This is a genomic window from Dawidia cretensis (assembly GCF_018598175.1).
Classification (GTDB): domain Bacteria; phylum Bacteroidota; class Bacteroidia; order Cytophagales; family Cyclobacteriaceae; genus Ohtaekwangia; species Ohtaekwangia cretensis.
In genome coordinates, this window is the sequence record NZ_JAHESE010000013.1 from 54,217 (window position 1) to 76,144 (window position 21,928).

Consider the following 21,928-nt stretch of genomic DNA (forward strand, 5'->3'; position numbering starts at 1 on the left):
TCGGGGTTAGAAGCTGATCTGAATACCTACGAGATACTGTTTGCTGATGGGATACTTGAAATACGACAAGCCGGCCGTGATGCCACGGGCATTGTCAGAATAACCCGCCACCTCCGGGTCAAGCCCCGAGAATTTGGTGAAGGTAAATAGGTTGTCGCCCGAGACATAGATGTTGGCACCCGACAGTTTCAGCTTTGACAGCAGCGTTGTCGGCAGGTTGTAGTTGAGGGTGATGTTTCGAATACGCCAGAAACCCCCGTCCTCCAGGTAACGCGACGACGCTTTATTAGAGTTGTTATTACCACCAAACACGGGTTTAGGATGTGTGGCAATATCGCCGGGTTGCCGCCAACGCGACCAGCCGTCGTCGAGCTTCATCATATTAAAATTGAACATGGCACCATCGGCATCGACAAACTCACGGGTGCTGTGGTAAACGTCGTTGCCGTATTGATAGGACGACGATACGCTGAGCGTAAACGCTTGATACGTGAGCGTGGTACTGAGACCACCAAACACCTTGGGTGTAGCTGAACCAACAATCTGCAGGTTCTCCGACCGCGACGCTACATCGTATTGGTTGGTAACGCCGTAGCCTACGATGTTACCATCCGCATCGCGCTCGGTAGTCTGCCACTGCGGATCACCATTCTCCGGATTCACGCCTACCCACTTGGGCAGATACCAGGAGTTGACGTCTTCCCCTACTTGTATGACTTGTTTTACACCGTCGTTGCTGACGAAAATCTGTGTGACGCCATCATCGGCCAGTGCCTTCACCTCGTTGGCGGCAGTGCCGATGTTAAAGGCTACATTCCAGCGAAAGTCGCCCGCACGCACCACATCACCGTCAATGCCAAGCTCAATACCCCGGGTCTTCAGGCGACCAGCATTGCGCAACACGCGCGCAATACCTTGCGAAGGCGGCTGCTGCACCCACAACAAAAGGCGGTCGGTATCCTTCATATACCCATCGATCGCCACGTTGATCCTGTTAAACAATCCCACTTCGAGGCCGACATCATACGTCTTGGTCTGTTCCCACGCCAAAACCGGGTTGGGTATATTGACAGGATAGCCTGCCGTGCCGCCGTTGTATTGATATGAGAAGTCGTATACACCGACATCATTGTTGGGAGGAACGTTATCGTTCCCCACGATGCCATAGCTGCCGCGGAGCTTGGCGAACGTTACCTGATCTTTAAGGCCACTAAAGAAGTCTTCCCCGCTGATGATCCACGAGGCCGATACAGCGCCAAAAGATCCCCAGCGCTTATCGATCGCAAACACAGAAGCACCGTCGCGACGAAAAGAGCCTGTCAGAAAATATTTGTCTTTATAGTCATAATTGACCTCGGCCAGATACGACATCGCCCGACCTTCAGCATGCATGCCGTTGATATCTTGCGGCGTACCCACCGCCGAGGGGACTTTAATGCCTGACGGCACACCAATGCCATTACCGGCAGCATTTTCAGATTCTGAGTATTGTCCTTCAAAGCCGACGAAGCCACCGAGGTGGTGCTCGCCGAAATCGTGCTGCAGCCGGATGAGGTTTGTTGAAATGAGGCTGTACGAGTCGGATATGTCGTATGCCAGCGCTCCATTATAGGCAGCGCCTTCAATCGTCTTTACATCTTCATATGTGTCGCTGCGGTAGCTCGCATAGGCAAAGCGGTTCCGGGATTGCAATGTCAGCCACGGCGTAACATTAGCGGTCAGAACCGCATCACCGTTCAGGCTGAAGCTTTTACCGGTATAGTCGTTATACTGAGCGCTCTGTAAAATATTGTTTTTGTCACGCGACAGGAAGCCTGGTGTGGTACCATCGACATAGCGGATATTGCCATTCTCGTCGTATGGCGAATCGTACGGCAGGTATAAAAAGGGCTGATAGGGCCACCGCCAATGAGAGTTATTAGTCTTGTCGCGGGTGATGTTGAGATTCGTGGTGAGCTTTATTTTCTTGGACAATTCGAAATCAAGATTCGAACGGAAGTTAAACCGTTTATAACCTGTGGTAAGCAAGGTGCCTTCTTCGTCATAGAAGTCGCCCGCGAGATAGTATCCTACCTTGCCCGATTTGCCACGGGCCGAAATATTGTGGTTCTGCACAAAGGCATCCTTATAGGAAAGATCCACCCAGTCATAATCTCGCTCCAGCAGCGTCCGTGGGCGCAGTGCCAGGAACTGGGCTGAGCCGGGAAACATGGCACGCTCAGTTTCATAGAGCTCTTCGGTATTCATCATCTCAAAATTGCCGGTGGTAATCTTACGCGTACCCAGCGTGGTTTTGTATGTGATAACCGGCTTTTCAGATACCCCTTTTTTAGTGGTTATGATCAACACACCCGAGTTTGCGCGCGACCCATAGAGGGCCGTTGCACCGGCATCTTTCAGCAGCGTAATACTTTCCACATCGTTTGGGTTATACGCGCCGCCAACAATGCCGTCTACCACCACCAGCGCCCCACGGCTGGCGCCCATAGACGATGCGCCGCGGACCTGCACCTGTGGTATGCTTCCCGGCGCACCCGACAACGTCGACACCTGCACGCCCGCTACTTTTCCCTGGAGCAAGCTCTCGACGCTCGACGTGGTCACGCTCTTCAGCCGTTCCGCTGAAAGATTCACGACCGCCCCGGTGATCTCCTGCTTCGTTTTTTCTGAATAACCTACAACGATCACTTCCGTCAGCTCGTCCACGGATTGGGTCAACGCAATGTCTACTGCGGTTTGTTGCCCGACCGCGACCTCTTCCGACTGGTAGCCGATAAACGAAAAGGCCAACACATCGGCATCATTCCCTACCTCCAGCGAATAGGCGCCGTTGGCATCCGTAGTCGTTCCCTTTATCGTACCTTTTATCAGCACATTGACACCCGGCAAGGGACTGTTGTCGTCAATAGACCGGACAGTCCCCCGGACGGTCCTGACCTGAGCCTGCGCAGCAAACGCCGCCAGCAGGCAAAAGCAAAACACTCCCCAGGGAAGTTTTTTAAGTAAAAGAATAGGCATAGGTATTGGGTTTTGTAAGTTTAAGTAAATGTATAAACTTTCGAAATATTACAAAAACACAAATTAAAATTTCCTATTATTACCAATAACCTAATTTTCATTTTTAAAACCTTATGATTCTAAAACAACCCTGGTTTCGATATGCACTCGTCACTACCCTCTTTTGGGGCGTCTGGGGCGCCTTTATCGAGATCCCGGAAAAGGCCGGTTTTCCCGCCACGCTGGGCTATGTAGCCTGGGCCATCTCCATGATTCCCTGCGCTTTAGTGGCACTTTACATCATACGCTGGAAGCTCGAAACCGACGTGCGATCCATGGGTCTTGGCATGCTCATAGGCCTCTTGGGCGCAGGGGGCCAGCTGATCCTCTTCTTCGCCCTTCGCGAAGGCCCTGCTTATATTGTTTTTCCTTTCATTTCGTTATTTCCCATCGTTACGATCCTTCTTTCCACGCTGCTGCTACGCGAGCGCGGCAACACCCGTCAGTGGGCCGGCATCGCTATTGCCCTGGTCGCCATTTTCTTTCTTTCCTACTCACCCCAAGCCACCGGCACAGCCTCGGGCACCCGCTGGATCTGGCTGGCATTGATTGTTTTTAGTATGTGGGGAATACAGGCGTACGCCATGAAGTTCTCCAATGCCACCATGCAATCCGAAAGCATCTTCTTTTATATGACCATCAGCGCGCTGGTCCTCGTCCCTCTCGCCATCGGCATGACTGACCTTACCCAGCCGATCTATTGGGGCTGGAAGGGGCCGTACCTGGCCGGGGGGGTGCACGTATTAAATTCCATTGGGGCGCTGACGCTGGTGTATGCGTTGCGTTATGGCAAGGCGATCATTGTGGTGCCGCTCACGGGGTTGTCGCCTATCCTGACCGTGATCTTGTCGTTGATTATATATGCTGTGATTCCGGGGCCCAGTCTTATGGTTGGGATTGTGCTGGCGCTGGTTGCCATTTATCTTTTATCGGAATGAAAAGAAAAGGCCGCTCCAGGTAGGAACGGCCTTTCTTACTCCAAAGCCATCGTTAATAATCATCATTTCTTGCAAACTCATTTTTCCTGTACATCCACTGCCCCTGTGTAAAGTCCGGGATCTCCACCGTTTCACCGCCCAGGCGTATCGATGTCTCCGACAACGGCGTGATCGCGCTCCATGTCACCGCGTCGTAAACATCCTGCGGCGTATTGGTCTTCCGTTTCACGGCTTCGATAAACGCATTGATGACAAACCAATCCATGCCGCCGTGACCCGCACCCGAGGCATCATTACCATACTTCTTCCACAGCGGGTGGTCGTATTTATCCAGCCACGACTGTGCATCATCCCACTCGTGCGGTTTGCTTTTCCCTTCGACATAGATGGAGTTATTGACATCCATCCACAATCCATTTGTTCCTTGCACGCGGAAGCCTAAGGAGTACGGCCGTGGCAGGTTCGTATCGTGCTGCAGCAAGATCGTCTCGCCGCGCGCGCACTTGATCATCGTGGTAACAATATCCCCGAGCTTAAATCCTACCTTGGCATTGGGATGATTTTCGCCCGCGTTCTTTACAATATAGTCATGCAGTCCACGGCCCTTTGACGAATACGATACCAGCTCCGTCAGGCGGTTGCCGCGGTTGATGTCGATCATCATGGCTACCGGGCCCAGTCCGTGCGTAGGATATAGATCGCCGTCGCGCAGGACGGAGTGTTGCGTACGCCAGGAGGCTTCCGAGAAGGCCTTCTCGCCAAACTCAACACCGCCACCATACGGGTCCTTGCCATTATTAAACTTCACCGCGCGCAGGTCGTGTTGATAACCGCCCTGCAGGTGTACCACTTCTCCAAAGACATTCTGGCGCACCATGTTGAGCACCGCCATCACATCCCGGCGATAACATACGTTCTCCAGCATCATTAACGGCATGCCCGTGCGCTCGGAAGTATGCACCAATTCCCAGCACTCTTCAACAGTCATACCCGTAATCACTTCGCAGCCTACGTACTTTTTGGCGTTCATCGCATCCAGGCACATTACAGTGTGCCACTCCCACGGCGTCGCGATAATGACAGCGTCGATATCTTTGCGTTCCAATAGCTTTTTATAGCCATACGGTCCGTCAGAGAAGATCTGCGGCATCGGCTTACCCGACTTCGCGATGAGCTCCTTGCTCATGTCGATCATACGTTGTTGAATATCGCAGATCGCTACGACCTCCACGTCGGCACGGTGCAATGCCAATTCTAAATGTCCTTGTCCCCGCAAGCCTACACCAATAAATCCCAAACGTACTTTGGCCGGATCTTTCTCCTTCGACAGCAGTGCCGACGGCAGTAATGTCATTCCTGCTCCCGCCATCGCCGCCTGCCTGATAAAATTTCTACGCGACAAACTATTCATGCTCGAATCCCTGATTTCCTGAATATACTATAATCACTTCTTTATTTCGTCAGATCGACAAATTGCGTTTCGTTGCCGGCACCGGCAACCGGTACACTGCCCACCGAACCCCAGTTTAACAGGTCGTGGATGCCGTACGTAAAGCCGCTGGGAGACAAGCCCACGAGCGTCGATCGCATCATGGAAAACTCAATGGCTTTACCGCTGGCGATAACCTTCACGTCAGATGCCAACAAGAACCCCGATCCGACGTCTGCGGCGCCCAGCCATGCAAAAGTGTCGTTGTTGCCGGAACTATAATCGTAACCAAACAACGCCGCATCATGGTCCTTTGCTAAATCGCCTTCAATCAGGTATTCGGCGCCAATACCGTTCTGCCAGTCGCCTGTATTAAAGGCCGTACTAAAATCATTGTCGACGTTGAGGTATAGATCAAAAAAACCCTGCAGATCCGCTGTGCCTTCTACATAGAAATAAAGCTTTAACCCGTCGTAGTCTACTTTTACCCTGGTAATAGAACCTTCTGCCAGCTCCGTCGATACCGGTATATTGGCCCAGTCATCAAAATTGCCGTCGATCACAACATCCGAGCTTTTGGCCAGGATCATTTCGTCCGGCAAGGATAGCGTTTCACCACCCGAGCCGGTGGCCGTCAGGTAGGCTGTATAAACACCGAAGGCTGGGTACTCATGCACCGGGTTCTCTTCGGTAGAAGTCTCGCCGTCGCCAAAATCCCAATGGTAAGCAGTAGCACCTTTTGATAAATTGATAAAGGTGACGGTGCGCTCGTCCGACTCATAGATAAAGTCTGACTTCGGGGCGCCTTCGTCGTCATCGCCGCAAGCTCCCGCGACAAGCACCAGGCCGGCCAGCGACAAAGCCCTGCTCCACGCAGCGAAAGACGGAACAAATCGCAGTTTCATAGGTTTATTAGGGTTAGGATAGTCAATATTTACAAAAGGTTTTCTTTGTTGTTATAAAATTATTAAAACAATCAAATAAAAGAAATAATATTGTTTTTAATTTCGATTTACGATCAGTAAACAAGGAAAAGAAAGATTAAAACCAAATTATCCACTCCTAACCCAAAAAACACTGTTATGAAAATAGACCTGCTCTTTCTGGGCCTCCTGCTGGCCGCAGCATGCTCTTCCGATGACAAAGGCTCTCAGGACCAAGACGCGGACGATGAGCCCACCACCGTCACGTATGTCGCCAGCCAGGACGACTTCCCCAACCCCGAGCGCGGTTTCTATCACTACTCCGACACCCGCGCCAGCGACTATACTCCCCTGGATGCCGACGAGCTCGCCACCTATCGTACGCCACAGTCTGCCGACGGCGCCAGCTACTCCGTTGTTAGCACACTTGTCTTTCGTTATTTTATTCTCGACACGTATAATGCCGCGCCTTTGGGAGAATCGTTCCTCACCCAGGTACGCGCCGATTTCGCCGCGGCCCGCGAGGCAGGCGTCAAGCTGATCCCACGCTTTACCTATACGGTTACGGCCACTGCCGGCGACTGTCCCGAGTCTTTTATCTGTCCGCCGTACGGCGATGCCTCCAAAACCACGGTACTCGGTCACATTGGTCAGCTTAAACCCCTGTTACAGGAAAATGCCGATGTCATTGCCTGCGTACAGCTCGGCTTCTTTGGCACCTGGGGCGAGAATTATTATAGCGACTACTTCGGCGACGCCTCCAGCAACGACCAGGGCAAACTGCTCGACCAAAACTGGACCGACCGCATTGAAGTATTACAAGCGATGCTCGACGCCACCCCAAAAAACATCATGGTGCAAGTGCGCTACCCGCAATTCAAACAACGCCATAACGACGGCATCAATGCCCTTACCAACGTAGCACCGCTAACCGAAACAGAGGCCTTCAGCGAGACCGACAAAGCCCGCATCGGCTATCACAACGACTGCTTTCTGGCCAGCGACACCGACTTCGGCACGTTTGAGGACTATGGCAATTCCAGCTCACCGCGCACCAGTGCCACCTCGGTACTGCGCAAGTATTTTGCCGACGACAGCAAATATGTCGTCGTAGGCGGCGAGACATGCAGCGACGGCTACAGCCCGCAAAACGACTGCGCCCCCGCCGGCAAAGCCGAAAAAGAAATGAGTGATCTGCACTACAGCTATCTTAATATGGACTACAACAACGACGTCAATAACGACTGGGTTACCGGCGGTTGCATGGAAAATATCAAAAAGCGATTGGGCTACCGGTTCGCGCTCACGAGCGGCACATATTCCACCACCATAATGGAAGACGACGAGATCGCCATCAAGCTCATCCTGGAGAACAGCGGTTTCACCTCTCCCTTCAAAGCCCGTCCCGTACAGCTGATCTTAAAGAACACGACTACGGGTGAAGTTGTTGTCCGTACGCTGGCTACCGACGTTCGCCGCTGGTTCCCCGGGACGAATACAATTGAAGAAAGTCTGGAAGGTGGCTTGAGTGCCGGGACGTGGGCTTTGTATCTCAACTTGCCCGACGCTGGCACTGCCATCAATAAAAGGCCGGAGTATAGTATACGACTGGCGAACAACGGGACGTGGGAGGCTGCAACAGGATATAATTCATTGAATCACACCATTACCGTGGAATAAAAATGAAATAGCCCTGAAAGGGCGTAACAAATCGGACACGCGCCTGCCTCGAACTGTTACGCCATTCGGGGCTTGTGTATCATCTATATTGTCTATTTCCCAGGCCTGCGCTGCCGCTTCTGCCTGGGCTATTATATCCTGCCATTTCAGGGCTAGCTGACGCCAGAACCGCACTACTTCTTCTTCTTTTTCCGCTTCTTCCCGGCGTACTCGGTGGGCTTGTTATGATCGGCTATAAGCTTCCGCCAGTTAGTGTCTGCGGGTATCTCTTCGGAAGCGTCTACAATCCCCTGATAATCCGCTTTATTGATAGCCAGCTCTTCAATGGGCTTACCCAGATATTCCTGTATCTCTTCCAACACAGGCTTTTCCTCCGTACTACAAAATGATATAGCCTTCCCTTTCTGCACGCCTCGTCCCGTGCGGCCTACGCGGTGCACATAGTTCTCCGGCTCATCTGGCAAATCGTAATTAATTACGTAATCAACATTCGGTATATCGATACCCCGCGCGTTCACATCTGTTGTGATCAGTATTCTTACTTGACCTTTCTTAAACTCATCCATGACCGTAAGACGATCACCCTGTTCCTTTCCCCCATGCATGGTTAATGTAGCGATATTCACCCGCTGCATCGCTGCCGCCACACGCTCAGCCCGTACCTTGGTACGGACAAACACCAGCATCTTACTGCCTTCATGCTGGCGGACGAAACGCTCGAGAAAGAAGCGTTTGTCATCCATCTCGATAAAAGCCACCCCGTGGCTCACATTCTTTGAAACCGGGTCTTCGGGTGATATCTGTATCCGAATAGGATTACGCACAATCGAGTAGGCCGTTTCTTTAATCTTAGCATCTATCGTGGCCGAGAAAAACAACGTCTGGTGCCGGTGACCAATATGCTTTTGCACATCGCGGATATCTTTCAGGAAGCCCAGATCCAACATATGATCTGCTTCGTCGAGGATCAGGGTCTTCAGCGTGGCCAGATCGATCTTCTGCTGGTTGATCAGGTCGAACATCCGACCCGGCGTCGCGATCAGCACATCCGCTCCCTTTTCCAACTGCCGGATTTGCTCCTCCTGCTCTACTCCGCCGAATATACCGACAATGTTAACATCCAGGTTTTTACCAATGTCATGGAACACCTCGGCGATCTGTACCGCCAGCTCGCGCGTGGGCACCATGACAAGACACTTCACCTGGTACCTGCCAACACGGTAATGCTTACTCTCTACCAGTAGATGCAGCACGGGGATAACAAAGGCGGCCGTCTTACCGGTACCCGTCTGGGCAATGGCCAGCACATCGTCACCATTTAAAATAGGCGGTATTGCCTTGAACTGAATATCCGTCGGGCGTTTAAACCCAAGCTCAGCCAGCCGGCTCTTTATGGCGTCAGAAATGCGGTACTGCTCAAACTTCATGCGGCAAAGATACAGCATTTAGCGCTGGTTCAAGTCTTCCGACCAACGGGAGGGCGACTTGCGATAATCCCGATCTTATCGGGGGACCTACTCTGATGGCAGTCTTTAGACTGCCCAGGCACTTTGATGGCCTGTAATTAATCTTGCGCCAGCGCTAAACCCCCAAATTCTTCGGATCAATAAACCGATACAGATTCTCCCGATAATGCTCGCTAATCGGAATTTGCTCCTTTAATAAAGCAATCCTCCCCTTCCGAATCGAAGTGATCTTACTGATCGACACAATAAAAGACTTATGCACCCGCACAAACTGATCTCCCGGCAAAATATCCTCCAACGACTTCATGCTCATCCGCGTGATCACGGGCCGTGTCGCCGACATCATGTAGATCTTCACATAATCCTTTAACCCTTCAATATACGCCACCTCCGCAAAGTCAATGCGCACCAGGTTATATTCCGAGTTCACAAACATATACGCTGCCGAAGGCGGCGGTGGCGCAGGCATGCGACTCACCATAAACTTATCGTGTGCTTTGTTGACAGCTTTTAAGAAACGCTCGAATGACACCGGCTTCAACAAATAGTCGATTACATCCAACGAGTAACCCTCCAATGCATACTGCTCGTACGCTGTGATGAAGATCACCAGTGGTGGCGTTTTGGAAAGCCCCTGTAAAAATTGTATACCCGTCAGGCCTGGCATCTGAATGTCGAGAAACAACAGGTCTACCGGCTGCGACTGTAAAAATTCGTTGGCTTCAAGTGCGTTTGAGCACTTTTTCAAAAGCTTCAGGAAAGGGATCTTTTTGATGTTGTCCTCCAGCAGGTCCAACGCCAGGGGTTCATCATCGATTGCCAGGCAGGTCATCATGGTGACTGATGGTTAGTTCTGTAATAAACCAGTTTTCCTTTGTTGCGTAAATATTCAGGGTATAATGATCTTTGTACAAAAGATCCAACCGGCGCTTTACATTCTGCAGGCCGATGCCCGAGCTGGCATCCTTGATCTCCGAAGGCGATGCATTAAACTTATTCCGCACGGCAAAGTGTATGCTGTCGCCGTTGGCCTTGAGCATGATGATAATGACGGGGTCGGCCATCAACCCCACGCCATGTTTAAACGCATTTTCCACAAAGGGCACCAGCAGCATCGGTTCGATTACCACATCGCGTTGCACGATGTCCACGTGGAAACGCATCTCGACCGATGCGCCAAACCGCAGCTTCTGCAGCTCTATATAATTGCTGAGATACTCGGCCTCTTGCTCCAGCGTCACCTTTTTATCGGTGTGGTACAAGCTATACCGCATCAGTTGCGACAGCTGAATGATCGCGTCTTCCACCCGGTCCGACTTCTTCCGCGCCAGCGATGCCAGGCTGTTCAGCACGTTAAACATGAAGTGGGGGCTCACCTGCGAGCGCAGAAACGAAAGCTCCGACTTCAGTTTCTCGTTCTCCTGCTCTTTGCGGCCGGTTTCGAAATCCGATCGGTCCTGCATGATGCGCAGGGCGAGGCTAAGGCCAAATACCATTAGGAAATTGGGCATCCCCATAAACAACGGCGGGCCAAACCGGCGCACAAATATACCTTCCGGCATGATGTTGAGCCGAATCATATATCCCACGGCGATATAGATCGAAAATGCCAGTAGCACGCACAGCATATACGCCGGCCAACCGCGTCGTGTCAGCACCCTGGGCACCAGCACAAACATGTTGGTATAGAAGAAAATGGCGAGCAGGACGTTCGTCGTGATGGCTTCTACCTGAAACCACATCGGGTCGACGGCGATCGTTTGTGTATGAAAGGGGCCCGTTGGGATATTACTGGGCGTGGTAATGTGCAACTCGGGAACGCCTTCGCCCATGTGCGGCGCCGGCATGACGTGACCGTCTTCGAACACGTGATTGGTCATGCCCCGATCCTGCGCGCGCCGTATGAGCATGCGATACGGCAACATGAACAGCAACGCCCATCCAAAGACGTGCAACGCCACCACGAGGATCTTGTTGATGAGCTTTTTGTTCACGAAGTTTAAATATCGGTCTTTTTTAAGGCACTTCAAACAGCAACGGCCCCCACCCGAAAGCAGGGGCCATCACTGTTGTTCCCCCATTAATCTAATACTCTTCGTCATACTCTTTCTGCGGGAAGAACTCCCACACGTCGTCGAAGCGGCTGGAGCCGTTCAGGCCCGTGCCGACAAACAGACGACTATCGAGTACGTAGCCAACTGCCAGGCTGCGTGCAGAACCTTCCAGCGAGGTAAGATTGTCCCAGTTTAAGGTGGTAGCATCGAATTCATACACCGCCTTGTCCGTCGCCCCGCTCGATGCCACGCCTCCAACAAGGTAAGCCTTATTGCCCAGCGTCAACGCCACGGCATCGTACCGCGACATGGCACTTTGAAATTCATCATAGTCCGACTCGTCCGTGTCCGGCGTCCGCTTCGTCCACGTCGGCGTGCCACCGTCGGTGCCGGGCGCAAACTCCCAGAAGCCGGTGCTGAAGATGCCATTGTCCCGTCCCGTGCCGATATACGCTTTGTTGTTTAAGACAAAGGCCAATCCCGACTCCATCTTTTCACCGGGGTAGCTGACCACCTCTTTCCATTCACCTTCTTCCGGTACCGCACCCGGTGTAAATTCCCAGAAATCGCTAAAGGTATTGTCGCCGTCGGACCCCGTTCCTACATATCCTTTCGAACCAATGGCGAACGACACCGCGTTGTAGCGCAACCCGCCGCCAAAGTTTGCCAGCTGCGTCCACTGCTCGGTCGCGGGATCGTATTGCCAGAAATCATCCCATCCATCTTCCGCATCGTCGCGGTTATACCCCAGGCCTACGTAACCAATGCCGTTGATGCTAAAGGACACGCAACGCTCGCGCAGCGCGCCGGGGAACTGGGTGACAACTTCCCAATAGCCTTTGGTAACATCGAACTTATAGACATCCGACAAATAATCTTTACCGTCGTATCCCAGGCCTACATAGGCCGTTGTACCAATCGTGAACGTAAAGGCGCCCGAACGTTTTACGCCTTTAAAAGGTGTAGACTTGATCCAGTCGCCAAAAGTCGTATCGTCGTCGTCAGAGGAAGAGCAAGCCGCCATGACCATGATGCCCGCGAGCACAAAGAGCCGCGCGATCCGTTGCAGGTGTTTCATCAGTTTAGTTATTTAAAGTAGCGTAATAAATTCGCACACGGGTGTCGTAATCCCCACTGGCCGCCGCTGCGTATAAGCGATTGGCCGACACCGGAAAATTATCGGTAAGCGTAAACAGCAGTGCATTGTTGTTGAGCTCCACAGTTTCCATTTGTTGCTTCACAAAGCTGGTGACGTCCAGCACATAACGATTGTCGCGACCCAGGTCCAGGTCTTCGATCAGGACAGCGCCGATCTCAAACTGCCCAATGACAATGTTGTCGCGGTCTACCGGATATACTTTCAGTTGTGACGGCAATGCTGTGTAATCACCGCCTGAACGACGCACCGCGTATAGTTCGAGTGTCGCCTGCACGACATAGAAGTTCTCTACCTGTTTCAGCTCGCGCAGGTAGGGAATCTCTACCCGCAACGCCAGCCCGCCACCCGCCTGGATAAACGAGACGTCATCGGTCTCCACGGAACTTAAGTTGCTATATGTATCGGTAAGACCCGCCAGCGCGCTGGTGCCCCGGTCTTTCGTAACTTTCACCGAGCGCACGCCGCTGGCGGCAAAGTTGACATAGCGTTGCTTGACGGGCGTTACACTGCGGTCATTATAGTATAGACGCAATTCAGGTGTCGTGTTAAACCCAATAAGCGACGCCGACAGGGTGGAGTCCGGCAACAACGCCAGGCCGCGAAAATACTTGAGAAAGTCCTCCGGCGAGCTCACGTCTACATCTTCCGCCTTGGCCATGGCAAAAATCTCCTGCCCCAACGCGTCGGGCATACGGATTTCCAGCGAGTCACTGTTATGCGGGCGTGGCTTGAATGTGATCACGCCGAGCGGCTCCTCTTCAATCGTAAAGCTGTCGTTATTATACAGGTAGCCGTCGTCGTTCACCGCAATCTCCTCCGTGACGCGGTGCACGCGCAATGTCATTTCCTGGGTGGTATCATAGTAGCTGTAGCCGTCGTAATGTAGGGAGAGTGCCAGGTAGTCAAACGTCACGTCGTCGTCTTTCAACGTTACCGCGCCGCTGGGCATGACTTGAAAATACGCTGCCGACGTCAGGCGCCCGAGGCGTTCGTCGGCGTGACTGCCGATCAGCAGGCGGGCCGCGTCGTCCGTAGCAAGTTTATCATAACACACGGTCGCGAGCTTAACGGACGAGGTATCCGAGTAGGAATAATCCAACACCCCTTCGTTAAAAAAGCTTGTGCCCGTTTCCGTGGAGTCGACGCCGCAGGATGCTGCGACGATCAATAATATGCCAAATGTCAATTTCCGCATGGTTCAGTCTCACAATCCTGAGACAAAAGAACAGTGTCCCGGTGGCTTGGTGAAAAGGAGTAGATAAGGCGGGCGAATGTGTCTACCAGGTTTAGGGATTCAGGGATGTGCCGAATAATGTGCCATGTCAGACCCTTTTAGCAGAATATATACGTGCGACGAAAAAATCCAGACAATGTCTGCTCTCGTAGTTTAATTCTCCGGGGTGGTCGCAATTTCTTGTGTGGTGGTGGGCAGCACCCGTAGTTTGTCGCATGATGGAACCTGAGAAGAAGACAAAATCCCTCCTGCTCATCGCACTGCTGCTCACTACCGGCACCTGGACGGCGCAGGCCCAACAAGTATACAGCTCACCGTACTCTGTATATGGCCTGGGCATGATCAATCGCCGGACTGCCACTCTCAACCGCAGTATCGGCGGCACGGGCATCGGTGTTCAGGACGATTACAGCCTGAATCCTGCAAACCCCGCGTCCTACGCATCCATCGTATCGCCCGTCAGCCACATATACGAAATGGGCCTTTATATAGAGTCCAATCGCTATCAAACAACAAATCTGACCGAATCCAAAAGCACCGGCAGCATCACCAACCTGAACTACTGGTTCAAATTCTCCAAGTGGTGGGCGGCCACGGCGGGCTTAACGCCCTATAGCAATGTAGGGTATAAAATTTCCACCAACCGGCAACTGGGCGCCGCCGCCAACGTAGACTATACGTATGAAGGCTCCGGCAACATCAACCAATTATACCTGGGCAACGGCTTCAATATCACGCCCAATCTGTCGGCTGGATTTCACCTGGCCTATCTCTTCGGTAGCATCACTAAAACCGAAACGATCGCGCCCAACGGCGAGTCCAGCGCGCTGACCTATTCCAACCAGATTGTCGCCCGCAAGCTGGACCTTGACTTTGGCCTGCAGTATAAAATAAACTTTAAGAAACGTTCGCTCATCATCGGCGTGGTGGCCGACGACGGCATGACGCTGCACGGCAAACAGGAAGGAGCACTGTACGATGCTGCCGCCGACACGCTCGACAGCGGCAAAGGCGACCGCCTCACCTATACCCTACCCGCCAGCATCGGCGGAGGCCTCTCCCTGCGCTCCAAACGATCCACCCTCGCCACCGACCTCATCTTTGAAAATTGGAGCAAAGCCAAATACGACCAACAAGACCTCGTCTTCCAGGACACCTGGCGCTTCTCCGCCGGGTATATTTACCACGGCAACCCCAACGCCGAAAGCTATCTCGGTCTGGCCTCGCTCCGCGCAGGTTTCTACGTACAAGACTATGCGTTAAAGCTCTCCGGCAGAACATTGCCCGCATGGGGCCTGTCCGGCGGTATATCACTGCCTGTATTTGATGGCCGCTCCGCCGTGAACCTCACCTACAACTACGACAAACTCGGCACCACCGACCGCAGCCTGGTGCTACAGCGATCACAAAAGTTTATGATCGACTTAGTTATTCGTGATATGTGGGGGATAAAAAGGAAATTTGACTAACCGGCAGGCAGGATTTTCTGGTAAAACGGCGTAGCTACCGCGAGCGGAGCCCATCCAGTGCTGCGCCCACTTTTACCACGCAACAACGGTGTGCTACTTCTTCACGAAAATCTTCGCAGCCGGATCAATCAGATCGAACCGGTCTTCGTCCACCATCTGGATCGGCGCATCATAAAAGCCAACAATAAAAAGCCCGCCGGGATTGAGTGAATCATAAAACTTGGCAAGCAACTTCGCCTTCGCGGCGTTGTCGAAATAGATCATCACGTTACGACAGAGAATGATGTCGTGCGTCTGCGCCATCGGGTCCGTGATGAGATTGTGGTAGTTGAACGACACGTGGTTGATCAGGCCATGATCCATCGTCACCTCTTTTTCGGCCCTCTGGTAGTAACGCTCGAAATCACCATACGGATTATACTCCTTGTAGTTGTTCTCGTTCTCTACCATGCGAATCTTGTGGTACGTACCGGACTTCGCCGTCTCGATAGCATCCTGGTTAATATCCGTGGCCAGGGCGGTCGCCTTCCGTGCTATTTCCTTCAGCAAAATTCCCATGCTGTATACTTCTTCCCCTGTTGAACAGCCGGCGTGCCAGATGGAGATAGTATCACGGTTACCATACCGGTTCTGCAATTGGCTGCGCATGCTGCGCCACAGCACAGGGTCCCGGAACATAGAGGTCATGCCCACGCTCACGCCGTTCATAAAGGTATAGATAAACGTGGGATCGCGCAGAAACCTGATCCACAGGGCGTGCACCGACGTGAGGTTGTGTATGCTCAGAATGCGTATAATCCGCCGGCGTAACGACTTGGGCTCGTAACAGGTAAAATCAATACCGTACCGGATTAAGATACTTTGGGTGATCGATTTCACTTCTTCGTCGGTAACATCAACGGCGTCCGTCATACTTCGTATTACTAACTGGCGGCCATTACCGGCACCTTTTCCTGTACTTCTTTTACCAAGATCATGATCAATCGGGCGATCGTGCCGTCGGAGTTCTGTGCCACCGTTACCGACACTTCGAACGTCGTTACCTGTCCATCGCGTACCATCGGTAACAGGATCGAGGAGAAATCCTTCCCGACAATCTCCGTCCGGATGTGATCAAACATCGGGACGTAATGCGGCGCCAGGAAATCGTGCAGCGTTTTGGTCTTCAGGTTCATGCGCGTTACACCAAAGAGCTTCATGAACTTGTCGTTTGCCGTCTTACACGTAAAGGCTTCGTTAAACTCCACCACCGGCAACGTGGACTTGAGGGCGTTGACCATCACGCCCATATCGTTGATCTTTTCCTTTTCCTGCGTGGTAAACTGCGCAAACATCATGATCTTATCGGGACGGCCATTGCCTGTTACGATCGGGTTAAAGGTACCCGACAGCCACAGCTCTTTGCTGCCTTTGTCGCGCAGGCGAAACTCGCCGCTAAAGAACTTACCCTCGCGCAGGTTGTCCCACATCATACGCACCGAGGGGTCGTCTTTCATGATCTTGTTGTATTGCTGGCCGGCCAGGTCGGACGTGCTGTAGCCTGTTACTTTCAGAAAGATATCGTTGGCCGACACAAAATTACCCAGCAGGTCAAACTCCGCCGAAGCAATGGTATTGTTGATCGCCGACAGGTAACTATCCAGCTCGGCCTGTTTCCGGTTCATCTGCTCCTGAATGGCGGCCATTTCCTCGATGTTCTGTTGCATCTCTTCCTCGCGCTGCTGGAGCTCGTTTGTCAATGTCTTGGACTCGTCCAGTAGCTTTTGCGTATGGCGAAAGGTCTTGATAGACGAGATTTCCGACGCAATGTTCTCCGACACCTTCTTCAGGAACTCGATCTGGTGCGGCTCTAAAACACGGAAAAGTGCCAGCTCGATGGCGCCATAAAATTTCTCGTTCAGCATAAGCGGCACAACCACGAGGTTACGCGGCGTGGCGGCGCCCAGCCCGGAAGTGATTTGGGTATAGTTGGGCGGAACATCTTTCAGGAATAAAAACTCCTTCTCGTACATCACCTGCCCCAATATACCCTGGCCCAGGCGGATTTTTTTGTCCAGGTACTTGCGTTTGTCATAGGCATAACACGCGGCCATTTCGAGGTAGCGTCCGTCGTCATCGTCGTATTCAATAAACATCGCCGCCTGGTTGGCGTCAATGTATCGCACCAGGTTGCTGATAATCTGGTAGGCATATTCGTCAATCTCGGCTTTGTTGCGCAGAATCTCGCTAAACATGGCCAATCCCTGTGTGATCCAGTTGCGTTTATTCTCCTCCCCGCGCAGGTTGTGCATGTCGCTCCTGATCCGCAGCAGGGCTTCGCCGATCGTATCATTGCGCAGCATTTCGTCGATAGTATCCAGCGATTCGGGCTGGCCCAGTTTGGAAATGTATTGAGCTGACAGGGCAAACTTCTTTTTGATGGCCTCCTGGTCGCGTTCCAGGGTATCGATGTTATCAAACGACCAGGGAGAAATGCGTTGATCTTTTTTATTCAGCGCATCCGACGACCGGGCTACGAGCTTCGATACATACGACAGCCAAGCGCCCAGCATCGACGCCATGACCACGGTGGCGGCAACGGCCAGGGTCAGCTCGACCGTGCCCTTACCGGTAAAAGAAAGAAAAGACATCCCGATCAGGGTTGCCATTAATACCGTAAAAATAATGGCCAGCGAAACGATTCTTTTTTTCATAGCACCGATTATCATATAGACATTTTTTTCTGCTAGACGCTCAGCTTGTCCACGGGTATCATGTCAAACACCTGTGTGCTGATCTTCCAGATAAATTGGGGGGTTATATGTTGATGACCGTCGAAACAAAATGTAGTCCTGGTAAAGATCACGCTCGAAGGGTGTTCGTGATCCACATTTTTGCTCATGATGTCCTGAAGCGCCGATGCCGGCAGAATTTGCAGGGAAGGCACATCGCCATATACTTCTGCTGTCAGCGATTCGGCCAGCTCGGCAATGACCGAGGCGGAAATGATATTGTCGATCTCGAGCAACAGCGGCTCTTTCAACGAATCGCTCAGCCCCGGCTTATTTTTGCTCACGGCCTGAAACACACCCTCGCACTCCTCCTGGTTAAAGATCAGGTAGCTTTTGCCCGCAAACTCGCCGATGATCTGCGTGATCAGTACATATACATTACCCTTCTCCTCCGACACAAACGTAAAGTTATCGTCGTTACGCACCAGCACAAACTGCGTGTTTGTCATGGTTATCGGCACCTCGATGAATTGCGAGAACGACTGCGCGGCGCGCTCGAACCCTTTGTTCATGACATGTAAAATATAGTTTTCGCGGCTTTTCGTGGCGTTCATAAACGATCGTTAATTTAAAGTTATACCTTTTGCCGACCTTCCCTGAACGTAAAGGCCAAAAATAAATTGTAAAATGAACGGGATGTTGAGCACCAGGCAAACGTTACCGCTGCCCAGGATCGTCACCCCGCCAATAAACTTCACCCGGTCCACTGGTTTCATCAGCGGCTTTTCGACAATCTCCTTCTGTTGCAGCAATTTGTCCACCACAAAACCAACGGTACGGTTGTTAAATGTAACCACGACAATTTCAAGTTTTGCCTCGGGATGGATCTCGTCGAATGTTTTTTGTAACAAATTCGTGCCGATGTGTTTTTCCAGGTCCTGGTCAAATACGTCTTTCAAAAAGACAACCGCGATGTTCTTACCCAGGTGGTTAGCAATCAGCCCGCCAGCCGCCTTGTGAATATTTGCCTTGTACACGCTGATCACCGCCTCGGTAAACGACAACGGTATAGCATATACGTCCTTCTGCATTTCAAACAGCAGACACGACTTCACGGCCATCGACGCCGGCAGTGTCAGCCGAACCGTTGTGCCCGCCCCCGGCCGGGAGTCCACTTTGATCATGGCGCCGATCGAGTCGAGTGTTTTTTTCACCACGTCCATTCCCACCCCGCGGCCCGAAATAGCCGTCACCTGGTCGGCCGTCGAGAAGCCAGGCTCAAAGATCAACAGTCCGAGCTCATCCACCGGCATCCGGTCTGCTTCATCCTGCGTGATCAGGCCTTTGGACAACGCCTTGCATTTGATCTTCTCATAATCCAATCCCTTGCCATCATCGGTAATCTCAATCACCACGGAATCCGTTTCGCCCATCGCGCGCAGCGTAATAACACCGGCCGAGGGCTTGCCCAGGCGCTTGCGCTCTTCAGCACTTTCCACACCGTGGCCAATCGCGTTGCGAATCAAGTGAATGAGGGAGTCGCTAATTACCTGTAATACATTACGGTCTATTTCCGTATCCGTGCCTTCCAGCTTCAACGTTACATTTTTATTCTCTACCACGGCGGCATCCCGCACCACGCGGTGAAATTTATTAAACAGAAACCCAACCTGCACCATGCGTACATCCATGACCGAGTATTGCAAGTCAGCGCTGATGCGGCTTAGCCGCGCATATTCGTTCGTCCCGCGTGGGTGGCTTGCCGCCTGTGCCAGGATCCGGTCTTTTTCAATGATCAGCTCACCCACCAGGTTCAGCAGGTTGTCCAGCTTGCGCACCGGCACCTGCACCAGGTCGGAAAACGCTATCCTGGTTTCTTCCGTCTCGTCTGCCTCCCGCTCGTCTACCGCTGGCGTTGCTTCGGTATCGGCCATCACTTCCGGTGCCGCCTCGCCAACAGCCGCGCGGCCTTCTTCCGACTTGACGACGCCTTTGGTGCGGATGATGACCTCCAGTTTGGTCTTGATCCCTTTATATTTCACGTCGGCATTGTCACGCACGGCATTGATGAGCGCTCCCAGCACGTCTACGCCCCTAAAAACCGGCTCGAATACCTGGCGGTCCATGACAATGTTACCGTCACGTACCTCGCCAAAGAGGTCTTCCAGCACGTGCGCCAGCTCGGCAATGGCCGTAAAGCCCATGCCCGCGGCGTTGCCTTTCAGCGTATGGGTGATGCGGAACAACGCATGCAGCGTATTCTTTTCCGACGGTTGTTTTTCCAGCACCGTCAGCAACCGGTTTATTTCTTCAAAGTTTTCCAGCGACTCCGCCAGGAAGATCTCTTTGTACTCCTGATCTTTTTTCATGCTTCGTTCTGGGGTTATAAGCAACTAACAATGAAGCCCGGGATCTCGCGCAGCCGCACCGTCTGTCGCACGGCGCCAAATTCGACAGCTGCCTTCGGCATGCCGTACACCGCACACGAGTCTTCATCCTGGGCGATGGTAAACCCACCGCTTAATTTCATCCGCAACAACCCATCCGCGCCATCCTTGCCCATGCCGGTCAGAATGACGCCGATGCTTTTGGCGCCGTATACCTCTGCCACCGAGGCAAACAAACAGTTAATGGAAGGATTGTTGAAGTCAGTAAACTTTCGTTGTACCGCCGCGAATGCCACCCGGTTTTCAGCCGGAATACGGGTCAACCCCGTGTTATGCTCGCCGTTGACAATATAGATCCTGCCACCCTGCAACGTATCACCCGCACGCGCCACTGTGACCGGCAAATGATGGTGGGCGTTAAGACGCTCGGCAAACGATTCCAGGAAACGCGCCGGCATATGCTGCCCGATCACCACCGGTATCTGCAGGTTGGCAGGCAGGTTAAAAATGATACTCTCCACCGCGCTGGGCCCTCCCGTAGAAGCGCCAATGGCAATGATGGAGTAGTTCAGCGTAGCGTCAAAGGTGTGCGCTCCCGTGTTGGTCTTGCGAATGGTCTTTGACTTCAGCACGCTGATGTCGGCACGCGCGGCTTCTTTGATCAGCGCGCGCAGCCGGTAGTCGCGAATGCTGTTGGCATCGAGATCAACCGGCTTGTCTATAAAATCAAATGCCCCCGACTGCAGGGCGTCAAAGATTCGTGCGTTGGTCTTATCGAGCGAGCTGAGCAAAATGATCGGCACCGGGCGCTGGTCCATCACAGACCGCACCAGGTACGTGCCGTCGTATTCGGGCATGACCATATCGGTCACGACCACGTCGGGCTTCAGACTGATTGCCAATGCGCTGCCTTCGCGGCCATTGGCAGCAGTGCCCACCAGGTCGAGCTCAGCATCCGCGGTAATAATGTCGCCGATCACTTTGCGCATGAACGGCGAGTCGTCAATCAGCAACGTCCTGATCTTGTTTGCCATGAGAGTCGATTGGCGTACAATCAGGCTTTGGAAATTGCTTCAATCAATTGCTCCGATGTAAAAGGCTTGATAATATAGGCTTTCGCTCCCAGCCGCAACCCTTCGTTCACAACCGACTCCTGTCCCACGGCACTGATCATCACCACTTTCGACTTCAGGCCTTCCTCCTGGTATACTTTCAGGATGTCGATCCCAATCATATCCGGCAGAATGTTGTCCAGCGTGATAAAGTCAGGCTGCAGCTCAAACGCCAGGTCAATGGCTTCTTCGCCGTTGGCCGCCTGGCCTATCACTTTGTAACCGCCTACTTCCAGGGCATCCTTGATCAGCGTACGCATGTACAACGAGTCGTCTACAATTAAAACATTTTTTGACATGATAGTTGCG

Annotated in this window: 17 protein-coding genes; 3 read left to right on the plus strand and 14 right to left on the minus strand. The window is 52.5% G+C overall.

Annotation, left to right across the window (positions count from 1 at the left end; translation table 11 throughout):
* Positions 1 to 6 precede the first annotated feature (6 nt).
* The gene (locus KK062_RS14355) at positions 7 to 3,018 is read right to left on the minus strand and encodes a SusC/RagA family TonB-linked outer membrane protein (RefSeq protein ID WP_254085003.1); all 3,012 of its coding nucleotides are present in this window, start codon (positions 3,016 to 3,018) and stop codon (positions 7 to 9) included.
* 113 nt (positions 3,019 to 3,131) lie between these two features.
* Between KK062_RS14355 and KK062_RS14360 the strand changes: the two genes are divergently transcribed.
* Positions 3,132 to 3,995 carry a DMT family transporter gene (locus KK062_RS14360; RefSeq protein WP_254085004.1) on the plus strand — a complete coding sequence of 288 codons (864 nt, stop codon included), beginning with the start codon at positions 3,132 to 3,134 and terminating at the stop codon, positions 3,993 to 3,995.
* Between the two features lie 52 nt (positions 3,996 to 4,047).
* Here the strand turns inward: KK062_RS14360 and KK062_RS14365 are convergent, their stop codons facing one another.
* Together KK062_RS14365 and KK062_RS14370 are read right to left on the minus strand one after the other, a co-directional pair.
* Positions 4,048 to 5,406, minus strand: coding sequence for a Gfo/Idh/MocA family protein (locus KK062_RS14365; protein WP_254085005.1), 1,359 nt, complete (start codon positions 5,404 to 5,406; stop codon positions 4,048 to 4,050).
* A 41-nt stretch (positions 5,407 to 5,447) separates the two neighbouring features.
* Positions 5,448 to 6,329: a PKD domain-containing protein gene (locus KK062_RS14370; protein ID WP_254085006.1), complete on the minus strand. Its 882-nt coding sequence runs from the start codon at positions 6,327 to 6,329 to the stop codon at positions 5,448 to 5,450.
* A 177-nt stretch (positions 6,330 to 6,506) separates the two neighbouring features.
* Between KK062_RS14370 and KK062_RS14375 the strand changes: the two genes are divergently transcribed.
* A complete protein-coding gene (locus KK062_RS14375; RefSeq protein WP_254085007.1) occupies positions 6,507 to 8,027 on the plus strand; it encodes a DUF4832 domain-containing protein in 1,521 nt (506 codons plus the stop codon).
* Positions 8,028 to 8,200: 173 nt separating this feature from the next.
* On the opposite strand, the gene KK062_RS14380 is transcribed toward KK062_RS14375, so the two are convergent.
* The 5 genes from KK062_RS14380 to KK062_RS14400 all read right to left on the minus strand — a co-directional run bounded on the left by KK062_RS14380 (position 8,201) and on the right by KK062_RS14400 (position 13,901).
* Positions 8,201 to 9,454 carry a DEAD/DEAH box helicase gene (locus KK062_RS14380; RefSeq protein ID WP_254085082.1) on the minus strand — a complete coding sequence of 418 codons (1,254 nt, stop codon included), beginning with the start codon at positions 9,452 to 9,454 and terminating at the stop codon, positions 8,201 to 8,203.
* 154 nt (positions 9,455 to 9,608) lie between these two features.
* A complete protein-coding gene (locus KK062_RS14385) occupies positions 9,609 to 10,328 on the minus strand; it encodes a LytR/AlgR family response regulator transcription factor (protein ID WP_317195781.1) in 720 nt (239 codons plus the stop codon).
* The gene (locus KK062_RS30945) at positions 10,303 to 11,487 is read right to left on the minus strand and encodes a sensor histidine kinase (protein WP_254085008.1); all 1,185 of its coding nucleotides are present in this window, start codon (positions 11,485 to 11,487) and stop codon (positions 10,303 to 10,305) included. Before KK062_RS30945 ends, KK062_RS14385 begins: the two co-directional genes overlap by 26 nt.
* A gap of 91 nt (positions 11,488 to 11,578) precedes the next feature.
* Positions 11,579 to 12,625, minus strand: a complete 1,047-nt coding sequence (locus tag KK062_RS14395; protein WP_254085009.1) for a Kelch repeat-containing protein — start codon at positions 12,623 to 12,625, stop codon at positions 11,579 to 11,581.
* A 4-nt stretch (positions 12,626 to 12,629) separates the two neighbouring features.
* On the minus strand, positions 12,630 to 13,901 hold the full coding sequence (locus tag KK062_RS14400; RefSeq protein WP_254085010.1) for a DUF4270 family protein: 1,272 nt from the start codon (positions 13,899 to 13,901) through the stop codon (positions 12,630 to 12,632).
* A 254-nt stretch (positions 13,902 to 14,155) separates the two neighbouring features.
* On the opposite strand from KK062_RS14400, the gene bamG reads away from it, so the two are divergent.
* Positions 14,156 to 15,409, plus strand: coding sequence for a BamG family beta-barrel-assembly machinery protein (gene bamG / locus KK062_RS14405; protein WP_254085011.1), 1,254 nt, complete (start codon positions 14,156 to 14,158; stop codon positions 15,407 to 15,409).
* 93 nt (positions 15,410 to 15,502) lie between these two features.
* Here the strand turns inward: bamG and KK062_RS14410 are convergent, their stop codons facing one another.
* Genes KK062_RS14410 through KK062_RS14435 form a run of 6 tightly spaced genes read right to left on the minus strand, consistent with a single transcriptional unit; the run spans position 15,503 to position 21,918 of the window.
* A complete protein-coding gene (locus KK062_RS14410; protein WP_254085012.1) occupies positions 15,503 to 16,321 on the minus strand; it encodes a CheR family methyltransferase in 819 nt (272 codons plus the stop codon).
* 11 nt (positions 16,322 to 16,332) lie between these two features.
* Positions 16,333 to 18,102, minus strand: a complete 1,770-nt coding sequence (locus KK062_RS14415; protein ID WP_254085013.1) for a GAF and PAS domain-containing protein — start codon at positions 18,100 to 18,102, stop codon at positions 16,333 to 16,335.
* Between the two features lie 32 nt (positions 18,103 to 18,134).
* The gene (locus tag KK062_RS14420) at positions 18,135 to 18,734 is read right to left on the minus strand and encodes a hypothetical protein (RefSeq protein WP_254085014.1); all 600 of its coding nucleotides are present in this window, start codon (positions 18,732 to 18,734) and stop codon (positions 18,135 to 18,137) included.
* Between the two features lie 9 nt (positions 18,735 to 18,743).
* Entirely contained in the window at positions 18,744 to 20,489 is a 1,746-nt protein-coding gene (locus KK062_RS14425) for a chemotaxis protein CheA (RefSeq protein ID WP_254085015.1), read from the minus strand.
* A 14-nt stretch (positions 20,490 to 20,503) separates the two neighbouring features.
* Complete coding sequence (cheB, locus tag KK062_RS14430; protein ID WP_254085016.1) at positions 20,504 to 21,541, minus strand: chemotaxis-specific protein-glutamate methyltransferase CheB; 1,038 nt, start codon at positions 21,539 to 21,541, stop codon at positions 20,504 to 20,506.
* 20 nt (positions 21,542 to 21,561) lie between these two features.
* Positions 21,562 to 21,918 carry a response regulator gene (locus tag KK062_RS14435; RefSeq protein ID WP_254085017.1) on the minus strand — a complete coding sequence of 119 codons (357 nt, stop codon included), beginning with the start codon at positions 21,916 to 21,918 and terminating at the stop codon, positions 21,562 to 21,564.
* Positions 21,919 to 21,928 lie beyond the last annotated feature (10 nt).